The following is an 11,998-nucleotide window of genomic DNA, read 5'->3' as shown; positions in this document are numbered from 1 at the left end:
CCTTTGAATGTCAATGTCCCTGGAGGAAAAAACCGCCGAATTTTGAGCATCTGCCAAGGGGGAAAATAAACTGTCGCAAGGGGAAACGAAATTTGTCGCAAAGGTGTTGACATCCCTGCCGCGGCTCGATATACTATGCCTCGCGTCGGTGGGCATGGGGGCGGATAGCTCAGCGGAAGAGCACCTGCCTTACAAGCAGGGGGTCGTTGGTTCGAACCCAATTCCGCCCACCAACAAGAGTTTTATGGCAACGGCAGTATGCGGGGTTGTAGCTCAGTACGGTTAGAGCGCCGGCCTGTCACGTCGGAGGTCGCGAGTTCAAGTCTCGTCAGCCCCGCCATTTTTTTCGCCCGATCGGCGAGATAGCTCAGTAGGTAGAGCAGCGGACTGAAAATCCGCGTGTCCCCAGTTCAACTCTGGGTCTCGCCACCATTTTTCCTTTGAGGTGCGGAAATAGCTCAGCGGTAGAGCACAACCTTGCCAAGGTTGGGGTCGCGGGTTCGAATCCCGTTTTCCGCTCCAGGAACTTCCCGAGGCGGCATAGCCAAGTGGTAAGGCAGAGGACTGCAAATCCTTTATCCCCCGGTTCGAATCCGGGTGCCGCCTCCAGAAAATAGACTCAACCAAATGAGACACACCGGATTTCCAGAGGGTTTTCGTGTTTCTCCATAAAAAGTCATCTATGCAATCGAAGCATCGGGAAACGCCTTTGGATATTCCTCGGTAGCTCAATCGGCAGAGCGGGTGGCTGTTAACCACTAGGTTCGAGGTTCAAGTCCTCGCCGAGGAGCCAGAAGACATGAGGCCATTTCGGGAAACCGGAATGGCCCATTTGTATTGCAGGAAAGCATGGGAAGTGCGTCTGTCCAGGAACGCCGGAGTCGTACCGAAGGCCCCGTTCCGTACTTCCCAAACGTCGGAATCAGAGAAGAAAGGCAAGGCACGAAAGACACATGAGCAATAAACTCGTCACCATCAGCGGCAAGCACCACTGGATGACTCCCGAAGGGCGTTTTTTCCCCGTGGAGATCCGCGACGGGCGTGTGGTGGAACATCTCTACCTCAAGACTCCCGTGGGGCTCTTTCCCATGACGGAAAGTTTTCTCGCCCCTTCTGCGGCAGCTCCCAGGGTTACCGCAGCAGGCACCTCCATCGCCCGATAGGAAGCGGCGGAGGCACAAGGGCAATATCCATAATCAAAGCCAGAGCCAGAGCCAGAGCGCCAACACGCCAAGGGCCATCCTCGTAACGAGGATGGCCCTTGGCGTTATCAAAACAAATCTCCCGGCATACTCTTCTGTGTCCGCCAGCTCGTTGAACTGGCAGTTTCAACGAGCTGGCGGGTAGCGTTTTTTTAATTTTATGGAGATCTTTGAAGTTGTGTGCGTCAAGCTTACGGTCCGGGGCGACACGCCCGAGGAAAAGGCCGCATCCTTCCTCGATGCCCTGATCAAACACGGCCTTGCTGAGGTGCAGGACGACAAACCCGCGCGGATACCGATTCCCACCTTGATCTGGCAGGGCATCGACGCAGTCCGGCTCTCGGGGCTGACCAACATGCTCGACCGGCCGGTCGTCGCCCGGCTGGCCGGAGAGCTCGGCTGGCCGGACGCCGCACGCTGGATCAAGGCGCACCCGAAGGAATACACCGAGGGCGTCTTCCGCGGGTTCATCGTCGATCCGCAGGGAGGGAAATCCTGATGTGCGGGCTCGCGGGCGTCATCTTCGGAAATAAGCGGCGACGCGCCGAGGAGCGGGAGTATCTCGCCTGGCTCTTCACCCGCCTGCTTGTATTGAGCGAGGAGCGCGGACCACACGCCACCGGCGCGGCATGGCTCGACACCGACGGCGGACACCGGCTCTTCAAGCGGCCGGTGACGGCCGAGCGGTTCGTCACGGACAAGGCCTTCGCCGAACTCCTTGCCAGCATAAACGACCGCGCCACGCTCCTGCTCGGCCATACCCGGTGGCGCATCCGAGGGGACGAGCGGGTCAACAGCAACAACCACCCGATCCGCGCCGGGGAGGTGATCGGCACCCACAACGGCACCATCTACAACGCCGATTACCTCTTCCGCCGCTGGAAGCTGCGACGCTTCTCCGAGGTGGACAGCGAGATTCTGTTCCGCCTGGCCGCGAACGCCGCGCGGGACGGGGCTATGGATATCGAGCGGTTCAAGGCGCGCATCAGGCGCTGCCGCGGGCAGATCACCGCCATCATCGCCTGCCGGACCGATCCGGAAACCGTCATCGTGCTCAAGGGGAACCGGCCGCTGGAACTGCGCTGGCATCCCCGCCGCAAAGCCGTCCTCTACGCCTCGGACCCGGCATACCTCGACGCTGTGCTGGCGGAGGAAAAGGGCTGGAGGGAGTTACCGGTCCAGCCCATGAGCCTGGTGGTTTTCCGGCGCGAGGACCTGGCCTCGTATTCGGTGGAACCGTTCGAGTTCGTCGCCCAGGAGAGAAAGGGCGCGGAGCCATGACAGACACTCCAATGAACCCCATGAACCAGGCAATGAACCCAACAGAACCCTTGAAGCCGAACACAAACGGAATGCTAAGACTCTTCGTCTACGGCACCCTGAAGCGCGGTTTCTGGAACCACGACCGATTCTGCCGGGGAGTCCTGGCAATGGAGGACGCCACGGTCCGCGGCCGCCTCTTCGAGACATCCTCCGGAATCCCGGTCCTGCAGGTCCCGGAGGAGGACATCCTCGCCGTCGGGAGGGACCCCAACCCGCTCGCCGACGTGGCCACACAAGCGCACGTGACGGCCCGCATGTCCAATCCCGAGCCACCCCCCGACCGGCTCCCAAAGAAGGGCACAGGCGCGCCCTAGAGCCCCGTGTACGGGGAGCTTCTGACCTTCGACGACCCCGTGCGTGATCCGCCTCCCGGCCATCGACCGGCTGGAGGGGTTTCACCCCGGCGGTCCCTGCCTCTACCGCCGCGTCCTGGTCCCTGTCCGGACAAAGGGAGTCGATCTTCCGGCCTGGCTCTATGTCGGATTCCTCTCGAACGAGAGAGGACTGCATCCTTTAGGGTCCTCACAATGGCCCCGGAACGGGTAATTTCTCTCGAACGGCAGGTTTACGGCCCGGATAGGGATCGATTCCGGTATGTATTCCGTGAAGCGGAAACTCGAGAGATCGTCGGGACAATCGATACGGACAAATCCAGGTTTCTGCGGCAAATTGCGGTTGACAATCGGAAAGGATCGGCGAATCATAATCTATTGGAAAATAGGAGAGGTGCGTCCCTCTCCCTTTGTGCGGCCGAGGCGAGCGGGTAGTCGCAAACCGTAACATACTGCGGGAGCAGGAGAAATGACCGAGATCGAAGACCGATGGTTGTCGGTGGAAGAGATATCCAAATACCTCGGTGTCAGCAACGACACGGTGTATCGATGGATCGACAAACACCGGATGCCCGCTCACCGGATGGGTCGACTATGGAAATTCAAGAAGAACGAAATCGACGAGTGGGTGAAAGCCGGAGGTGCTTCCTCAAACGACCAGAGGACCGATTAGGCAGGTATCGAAGACTATGGAATCTATCGAGCGGATACACACAGAAAATCGGGCCAAGCCGTTCCCGTTGGTATTGAATCAGATCAAGGACTTGCTCCGGGGTCTGGGCGAACGCGGTCAAGACCTGTTACAGGAATTCTTCGCCGGAGAGGAGAGCTGAAATGGCCAAAGAAAACAGTAACGGAGCGAACCTCGGTTTCGAATCCGAACTCTGGCGAGCAGCCGATGCGCTGCGCTCCAACATGGACGCCGCCGAGTACAAGCACGTCGTGCTTGGTTTGATCTTCCTCAAATACATCTCAGACGCCTTCGAAGAGCAACGCGCCAAGCTCGAGGCGGACCGAGCCCAGGGAGCCGACCCGGAAGACCCCGACGAGTACCGGGCCGTCAACATATTTTGGGTGCCCAAAGAGGCACGTTGGTCCAAACTCAAATCCGAGGCCAAGCAGCCGACCATCGGCAAGGTCATCGACGACGCCATGCTCGCCATCGAGCGCGACAACCCCGCCCTCAAGGGCGTACTGCCCAAGGACTACGCCCATCCACGCCTCGACAAGCAGAGGCTTGGCCAGCTTATCGACATGGTCGGCAACATTGGTTTGGGCGACAAGGCCAACCGCTCAAAGGACATTCTCGGCCGCGTCTACGAGTACTTTCTCTCTCAGTTCGCCAGCGCCGAGGGCAAGAAGGGCGGACAATTCTATACGCCACGATGCGTCGTCCGTGTTCTGGTCGAGATGCTGGCCCCTTATAAGGGTCGAGTCTATGACCCGTGTTGCGGCTCCGGAGGCATGTTTGTTCAGTCGGTCGAGTTCGTGAAGGCCCACGCCACCGGCAATGGTAATGGAGGAAAAACAAAGGCCGATGTCAGCATATTCGGTCAGGAATCGAACCATACCACCTGGCGGCTGGCCAAGATGAATCTCGCTATCCGGCAGATCGAGAATAACCTCGGCAAAGAACACGCAGACACCTTCCACCGCGACCTGCACCCCGACCTCAAGGCCGACTATATCATCGCCAATCCCCCCTTTAACATGAGCGACTGGGGCGGCGAGCGGCTCAAGGACGACAAACGCTGGAAGTATGGCATCCCGCCCGCCGGGAACGCCAACTTCGCCTGGGTCCAACACTTCATCCACCACCTGGCTCCAACCGGTCTGGCGGGCTTCGTCCTTGCCAACGGTTCGATGTCCTCGAACCAGTCCGGCGAGGGCGAAATCCGCAAGAACATCATCGAGGCCGACCTGGTGGACTGCATGGTCGCCTTGCCGGGCCAGTTGTTCTACTCGACGCAGATCCCCGTCTGCCTGTGGTTCCTGGCCCGCGACAAGAAGAACGGCCGCTTCCGCGACCGGCGCGGCCAGACGCTCTTCATCGACGCCCGCAAGCTGGGCAGCATGATTGATCGCGTCCACCGCGAACTGACGGATGATGACATCCGGAGGATCGCCGACACCTACCACGCCTGGCGCGGCGACAAGGACTGCAAGGTCAAGTACGAGGACGTGCCGGGCTTCTGCAAGAGCGCCACACTCGACGACATTCGGCACCACAACCACATCCTTACGCCCGGCCGTTACGTCGGCGCGGCTGAGGTCGAGGACGACGGTGAACCGTTCGAGGAGAAGATGGCACGCCTGACCACAGCCCTGCGGGAGCAAACCGAGAAGTCGGATAAGCTCGACCAGATCATCTGGGCCAACCTGGAGGACATCGGCTATGGCGGGTGAATGGCAAGAAACAAGCTTGGCTGATGTCGCAGTGGACGTGTCCTATGGATACACCGAAAGCGCTACCACCGATCAGGTCGGCCCGAAGTTCCTGCGCATTACGGACATTCAGGGCGGAGTCGTTGACTGGTCGCATGTGCCGTACTGCCCAATCACACCTGAGGAGCACCGCAAATACAAGCTAACTCCTGGTGATATCGTCGTTGCTAGAACGGGCAACAGTACCGGGGAAAACTACCTCTACTGGGGTGATGAGGACGCAGTATTCGCTTCGTACCTCATTCGTTTTCGTTTGGACCGATCCCGCGTGAGCCCACGGTTCGTGTGGTACAACATGCGAACGTCCCGTTGGTGGGGTTTCATCAACAGCTCAAAAACCGGCTCTGCCCAAGCGGGAGCAAATGCGAAAGTTCTCGGTCGATTCCCACTAACACTGCCCCCTCTCGGCCAACAAGACGCTATCGCCTGCATCCTCGGCGCGCTAGACGACAAGATCGCACTCAACCGCATGATGAACCGGACGCTGGAAGCGACGGCACGGGCGATCTTCAAGAGCTGGTTTGTGGACTTCGACCCCGTCCGCGCCAAGGCCGCCGGCCGGCAGCCCCACGGACTCAAGCCCGAAATCTCCGCCCTTTTTCCAGACTCCTTCGAGGACTCCGAACTGGGCGAGATTCCCAGAGGGTGGACGATCACTTCGCTGGCTGATCAAATCACTGCCAATAAAGGTCTGAGTTACAAAGGCCAGCATCTGTGCCAGCCAGGGGAAGGTCTCCCGATGCACAATCTCAATTCGGTTTACGAAGGCGGCGGCTACAAATACGAGGGATTAAAGTGGTACAACGGCGAATACAGGCCTGCTCATTTGCTGAAACCAGGGGATGTGATCGTTACAAACACTGAGCAGGGCTTTGATTATCTTCTGATTGGATACGCGGCGATTGTACCTGAGCGGTACGGCCCTCAAGGTTTGTTCAGTCATCATATATTCCGCATTCAGCAAAAGGCTACGAGCTATCTTCCAGCGTGGTTCACATACCTGCTGTTCCGGACTCAGCATTTTCACAATGTTGTTGCTGGACACACTAACGGCACGACTGTGAACATGTTGCCTCTTGATGGTCTGCAAAAACCGAAGTTTGCCTTACCGCCGAGGGAGATAGTGGGGCGTTTTGGACACCTATTCATTCCGACTCAACAGCGGCTCGAAGGAATCTACGATGAAAACGTCTTTCTTGCCGACCTCCGCGATGCTCTGTTACCGAGACTAATCTCGGGCGAACTAGTCGTTACAGAAGCCGAGCGGATCGCCGGGAGGTGCGCCTGATGACGATGGCCACCGGAACCGAGCTCTATATAGCGGATGTTGCGCCCGTCACGGCACGAGGCGCGTCCTATACGGACGGAGAGCTTGCGACCGCGTTGAGCGGTTCCGTGTCGCACATTCTTTGGGACGATGCCGGAACGCTGGACCTTCAAGCCATTCTGAGGAGCGTTATAACAACCGACTTTTCGGACAAGAGTTTGAAGCGCATTCTGGCCAATAGCGTAACGCCGGAGAACTGGCGTGTGGGTGAGGCCCTATCAGAGGCATTTCTTGTCGAGCATCGGGCTTGTGAGTTCCCCTGGCCAACTGGGCGCGACCTAAAGAATCCGAGCGCCAGCCCCGCCGGAACAGATCTCGTTGGCTTTCAGAACACGGGTGCGGTCGACGATACTCACCGCTTTGCATTCGGCGAGGTCAAGACCTCTCAGCAGGAGGCATGGCCTCCGAGTGTTATGGACGGCCGCCACGGGCTAAGGAAGCAGTTGGAGGAATTGCGCGACTCGACAGTGGTGAAGGATTCCCTGGTGAAGTACCTCGGGCATCATGCGAACGGGACCGAGTGGTTTCAGCGTTACCGTAGCGCTGCGAAACGCTATCTCGCCAACCCTGGCGACGTTTCTCTGTTCGGCATCCTGGTAAGGGATGTGGAACCGAAGCGAGAGGATTTAGCATGCCGTGCCAGTAAACTGGCTGAGGGATGTCCCACGGAAACAAGCATTGAACTGAGAGCGATGTATCTACCGAGGAAAACCATCAATTCGCTTGCACAACGCGCTATCGCAGAACGGGAGGGCGGACATGGCCAGAACTGACATGGTCATTACCGAAGACGCCCTCAATCGCGTCGACCAGCATTGGGCTATCAAGGCTATCGGTGATAACGGGCTTGCACGGGCGTTGGAGGTAGCCAAGGTCCGAACCATGCGCTCCGCTGTCGGACATCAGATGGTGATTGCCTTTGACGAGACTGTTACGGACAGCGAACTGGTGGAGCGCGTTGCCACGGCCTACGAAATGGCTGCAATCGAGGGGCTGGATGCGCTTCTGCATCCTGCGGCCGATGAAGAGCGTGTTCAACTGCGATTGCAGGCACAGGCAGGAACTTTCCGAGCATATGCCTTGCGAAGGACTTTGCCGATACCAGCGAGTTCAGAAAATAGGATATTTCATGTTCTCCATTTGTCGGCGCTTGCTTATTGCGGAGACCAGTGGACAGACCTTAGGCGCTGGCTCAAAGACCATGAACGGGAGGTAAAGCCGCCGTCAGTTGCGGATGCAACTTGGGAAAACCGGATACTCCGCAGGCTCTTCGACTGCTGGGTGCGTCTCTTGCGCAAGCAAGGATGGGATGACCTTGATGGGGTCCGAGAGATCATTGCCGGTCTGCGAAAGGACCAAGAACAATACGAGAACGGCTCACTTGCCAAACCCGACAACGCCGTCGCTCAAGCTGCGGCTCTTCGCCTTATTGCGCTGTACCACTGGGCGAAGGCGACGGAACTTCTTTCAGTTTATATGCTGCAAGGGCAACCGGTGGGAATTGAAGCCGAGCTGGACAAACATTTCGAATCGGCACGACGAGCAGCTTCAGCCGCACAGGACGTCGCTCTCGAAGTTATCCTCCGCTGGCTGCACGCCACTTCCCGACGGATGGTTGCCGCTTCCCTCTGGAAGGTGGCCCAAGCGGTTAACTCCCGCGTGACCCGATTCGTCAAAAGCGTTATCAAGACGCGCTCAATGTTCGAGCTCTTGCCTCCGCAACGGGCCGCCTTGCAGGAACAGGGTCTCTTGGACCAGGCAAGCCGCGCAGTGGTCGTGGACCTGCCGACATCTGGAGGGAAGACTACGCTGGCGCAGTTCCGAATGCTCCAGGCACTGAATCAGTTCGACGCGGACAAGGGATGGGTCGCGTATGTCGCACCAACGCGAGCTCTCGTGGCACAATTGACCCGCCGCCTGCGTGAAGACTTCAGTCCATTGGATATAGTGGTTGAGCAGTTGACCGGTGCTATAGAGATAGACGCGTTCGAGGAAGCGATGCTTGCCGCCCAAAGCGAAGTCGTGCCCTTTCACATTCTTGTTTCCACACCGGAAAAGCTGCACCTTGTTATTCGGAACAAGAAGGTAGCTCGTCCGCTGGCTCTGGTGGTAATGGACGAGGCGCACAGCATCGAAGACGAGGAACGTGGGCTGAGGATCGAATTGCTGCTGGCCACCATCAAGCGGGAATGTGACCGAGCCAACTTCCTCTTGTTGATGCCTTTTGTACCAAATGCAGGTGATTTGGCGAGATGGCTCGGCGCTGATGCGGGTAAGACGATAAGCATTGGAACGTCACCTTGGCAACCAAATGAACGAGCCGTCGGCCTATTCCATGCCGTAGTGGACAGTTCGACTCGCGGGGGATGGAGGCTGCAATACGAAACTCTGACCACAACTCCGAAGACCATTCATCTCCGCGGACAGCATCAGGTCGGGGCCGTCAAACCCTTGGATATTCCCTTCTCAAAAGCAAAGGGAGTGTCTGTCCAGGCCGGGGCTATGGCAAAGGTGTTCTCGGAACGGGGGACCAGCATCGCTGTTGCCCAGAAGATTGATCATGTGTGGTCTGTGGCGCGAGTTGTGCGAAACAGCCTCGCACCTCTTGACGATATTTCACCGGAAGTCGCCCTGGTCCAGCGATTCCTGCAGACCGAAATCAGTTCACAATTCGAACTTATTCAGATGCTCGGGCACGGCGTAGGCGTTCACCATACGGGGCTTTCCGACGAAACCCGAACGCTCATGGAATGGCTTACCGAAATCGGAGCCTTGCGAGTCCTTTGCACGACGACGACACTCATCCATGGCATCAACTTCCCCGTCGCGTCAGTGTTCTTAGCCACGCGGAAGTATCCCTATGGGAAGGAAATGAGCCCAAGAACATTCTGGAACCTTGCAGGACGCGCAGGGCGAGTGAATCAGGAAAGTGTTGGTATTGTGGGATTAGCGGCGGGCAGTGATCCGACCGGTAATCAGCAGTTCGTTAGCAGGACGACGGGGGCATTGATCTCCCGCCTCATTGGATTACTGGATGAAGTAGAGCGCCTTGGCATGCTTGGCCAGCTTTCCTCGGTTATTCAGAACGAGCAATGGTCGGACTTCCGTTGCTACGTAGCGCACCTCTGGAATGAAAAGAAGAACCTTGATTCTGTGCTGGCCGAAACAGAGCAGCTACTTCGAAACACCTACGGCTTCGGAATACTGCAGGAGCGTTCAGACAGGAGCGCGAGGCAAAAGGCACAAGCCCTCCTACAAGCCACGGGGGACTACGCCCGGAAGTTAGCGGCCAATCCGGGCCCGGCGGCCTTGGCCGATGCGACAGGCTTTGCCCCGGAAGGCGTTGCCGCAGCACTTGCAGGTCTCAATCAGATGCAGAGAAAGTTAACACCTGCGGATTGGGAGCCAACGAGCATATTCGGAGATGCGGTTACGTCTCCTCTTCCAAACCTGATCGGCATCATGATGCGTATCCCGGAAATCAAGCTATCAGAGATCAGTTCAGAGGGGTTGACGCATCAGCATATCGCCAACATCACTCGTGCTTGGGTGGACGGGCGCTCCATCCAGGACATAGCGACGGAGTTCTTCAGTAATAAGACCGGCACCGAGGCGATTACAAGCACGTGCAAAGCAATCTACCGAGATTTGACGAACAATGGTCCATGGGGTCTTTCGGCATTGTGCAAGATAAGCGGCATTGACTTCGATCAGCTTTCCGCTGACGAAAAACGCCGGATCAACAGCTTGCCCGCCATGATTTATCACGGCGTCAAGACCGAGGCGGCGGTGCTTATGCGCATGAATAGTGTCCCAAGAAGTATTGCCGAACCGATGGGCAATGAATTTGAGCGGAGGACGGGCATCCCGGCGGGCAATCAGACTGTCGGTGTAGCTCGTGACTTCTTGAAAACCCTAAGTGACAGCGACTGGGGACGGCTTGCCCCCAGAGGAACGGCAATGTCGGGCCGTGACTACCGGGATGTTTGGGGACGACTTTCCGGGGAGACGGGGGGCAGAAATATATGAGTGAGAACCCATTTACTGAATCAGTTGTTGAGCAAGCGGCACTGGGTTGGTTGGAGAGATTGGGTTACCAAGTCTTTTCTGGGTTGGAGATCGCTCCGGGTGAGCTTGCCGCGGAACGAGAGAACTACGGACAAGTAATTCTCGAACAACGTGTGCGCCAAGCGCTTCAACGGCTGAACCCGGCAGTGCCATTTGATGCAGTGGAGGAAGCCTTCCGTAAACTGAGTCGGCCGGACTCGCCGTCGTTGGTGGCGAGTAACCATGTGATTCACAAGTACATGGTCGAGGGAGTACCGGTCGAATACCAGCGGGCCGACGGATCGATTGGCGGCGATCTCGTCCGCGTGCTCGATTACGATGAGCCGGAGAACAACGAATTCCTCGCGGTGAATCAGTTTACCGTGGTCGAGAACCAGCACGAACGCCGGCCTGATGTGGTGCTGTTCATCAACGGCCTGCCAGTGGCGGTGATGGAACTTAAAAATGCCGCCACCGAAAACGCCACCATATGGTCTGCATTCAATCAGCTTCAGACTTACAAAATGCAAATTCCGTCGCTGTTCTCGTTCAACGAGGCGATGGTGGTCTCGGACGGTGTGCTGGCGCGGATCGGTACGCTTACGGCCGACCGCGAGTGGTTCATGCCCTGGCGGACTATTGAAGGCGAAGAACTGGCAGACAACCGGCTGCCTCAGCTTCAGGTCGTAATTGAGGGCGTGTTTGAGAAGCGACGGTTCCTGGACCTGATTCGGCACTTCGTTGTGTTCGAGGATGTGGGTGGCGGCGTGCTGGTCAAGAAGATGGCGGGCTATCACCAGTACCACGCGGTGAACCTGGCGCTGGATTCAACCGTCCGGGCTGCCGGTGCAGGCGGCGACAAGCGCGTCGGTGTTGTGTGGCACACTCAGGGATCGGGCAAAAGCCTGACGATGGCGTTCTACGCCGGGCGAGTTGTGCTGCATCCGGCGATGGAAAACCCGACGCTGGTCGTGATCACCGACCGAAACGACCTGGACGACCAGCTTTACGGAACATTCGCGCGCTGTCACGAATTGCTTCGCCAGCAGCCCATGCAGGCTCAGAACAGGGCGAACCTGCGAGAGCTCTTGACGACCGCCTCCGGAGGAGTCGTTTTTACGACGGTCCATAAGTTTTTTCCGTCCGACGACGAGGATCAACACCCACTGCTATCGGACCGCCGTAACATCGTCGTGATCGCCGACGAAGCGCATCGCAGCCAATATGACTTCATCGACGGCTTCGCGCGGCATATGCGCGAGGCGTTGCCGAACGCCTCGTTCATCGGGTTCACCGGCACTGGGGTCGGTCGTCAATAGCGG

Annotated in this window: 10 protein-coding genes and 6 tRNA genes; all 16 read left to right on the top strand. The window is 57.8% G+C overall.

Going from position 1 to position 11,998, the window contains the following annotated elements; all coding sequences use genetic code 11:
• Positions 1-158 precede the first annotated feature (158 nt).
• The 16 genes from K349_RS0109190 to K349_RS0109110 all read left to right on the top strand — a co-directional run bounded on the left by K349_RS0109190 (position 159) and on the right by K349_RS0109110 (position 11,995).
• Positions 159-233, top strand: a tRNA-Val gene (locus K349_RS0109190).
• 29 nt (positions 234-262) lie between these two features.
• Positions 263-340: transfer RNA gene (locus tag K349_RS0109185), tRNA-Asp, on the top strand.
• 16 nt (positions 341-356) lie between these two features.
• Positions 357-432 (top strand) — tRNA-Phe (locus K349_RS0109180).
• Between the two features lie 15 nt (positions 433-447).
• A tRNA-Gly gene (locus tag K349_RS0109175) sits at positions 448-522 on the top strand.
• 12 nt (positions 523-534) lie between these two features.
• Positions 535-609, top strand: a tRNA-Cys gene (locus tag K349_RS0109170).
• Positions 610-717: 108 nt separating this feature from the next.
• Positions 718-793: transfer RNA gene (locus K349_RS0109165), tRNA-Asn, on the top strand.
• 160 nt (positions 794-953) lie between these two features.
• Positions 954-1,163 carry a hypothetical protein gene (locus K349_RS0109160; protein ID WP_029165538.1) on the top strand — a complete coding sequence of 70 codons (210 nt, stop codon included), beginning with the start codon at positions 954-956 and terminating at the stop codon, positions 1,161-1,163.
• Positions 1,164-1,380: 217 nt separating this feature from the next.
• Positions 1,381-1,701, top strand: a complete 321-nt coding sequence (locus K349_RS19155; protein ID WP_029165537.1) for a DUF5049 domain-containing protein — start codon at positions 1,381-1,383, stop codon at positions 1,699-1,701.
• On the top strand, positions 1,701-2,483 hold the full coding sequence (locus tag K349_RS0109150; protein WP_029165536.1) for a class II glutamine amidotransferase: 783 nt from the start codon (positions 1,701-1,703) through the stop codon (positions 2,481-2,483). Before K349_RS19155 ends, K349_RS0109150 begins: the two co-directional genes overlap by 1 nt.
• Positions 2,480-2,839, top strand: a complete 360-nt coding sequence (locus tag K349_RS19390; protein WP_051464308.1) for a gamma-glutamylcyclotransferase family protein — start codon at positions 2,480-2,482, stop codon at positions 2,837-2,839. Before K349_RS0109150 ends, K349_RS19390 begins: the two co-directional genes overlap by 4 nt.
• Before the next feature lie 487 nt (positions 2,840-3,326).
• Complete coding sequence (locus K349_RS0109140) at positions 3,327-3,530, top strand: helix-turn-helix domain-containing protein (protein ID WP_029165535.1); 204 nt, start codon at positions 3,327-3,329, stop codon at positions 3,528-3,530.
• Between the two features lie 161 nt (positions 3,531-3,691).
• Positions 3,692-5,263 carry a class I SAM-dependent DNA methyltransferase gene (locus K349_RS0109130; protein ID WP_029165534.1) on the top strand — a complete coding sequence of 524 codons (1,572 nt, stop codon included), beginning with the start codon at positions 3,692-3,694 and terminating at the stop codon, positions 5,261-5,263.
• Positions 5,253-6,590, top strand: coding sequence for a restriction endonuclease subunit S (locus tag K349_RS16920; protein WP_029165533.1), 1,338 nt, complete (start codon positions 5,253-5,255; stop codon positions 6,588-6,590). The genes K349_RS0109130 and K349_RS16920 overlap by 11 nt, the downstream gene beginning before the upstream one ends.
• On the top strand, positions 6,590-7,402 hold the full coding sequence (locus tag K349_RS0109120; protein WP_029165532.1) for a hypothetical protein: 813 nt from the start codon (positions 6,590-6,592) through the stop codon (positions 7,400-7,402). The genes K349_RS16920 and K349_RS0109120 overlap by 1 nt, the downstream gene beginning before the upstream one ends.
• Positions 7,389-10,658, top strand: coding sequence for a DEAD/DEAH box helicase (locus K349_RS0109115; protein ID WP_211240351.1), 3,270 nt, complete (start codon positions 7,389-7,391; stop codon positions 10,656-10,658). The genes K349_RS0109120 and K349_RS0109115 overlap by 14 nt, the downstream gene beginning before the upstream one ends.
• Positions 10,655-11,995: a type I restriction endonuclease subunit R gene (locus K349_RS0109110; protein ID WP_029165530.1), complete on the top strand. Its 1,341-nt coding sequence runs from the start codon at positions 10,655-10,657 to the stop codon at positions 11,993-11,995. The genes K349_RS0109115 and K349_RS0109110 overlap by 4 nt, the downstream gene beginning before the upstream one ends.
• Positions 11,996-11,998 lie beyond the last annotated feature (3 nt).

Origin of the sequence: Aminiphilus circumscriptus DSM 16581, from assembly GCF_000526375.1 — a bacterium.
Taxonomy (GTDB): Bacteria; Synergistota; Synergistia; order Synergistales; family Aminiphilaceae; genus Aminiphilus; species Aminiphilus circumscriptus.
This window is presented reverse-complemented; position numbering and strand designations above follow the sequence as displayed.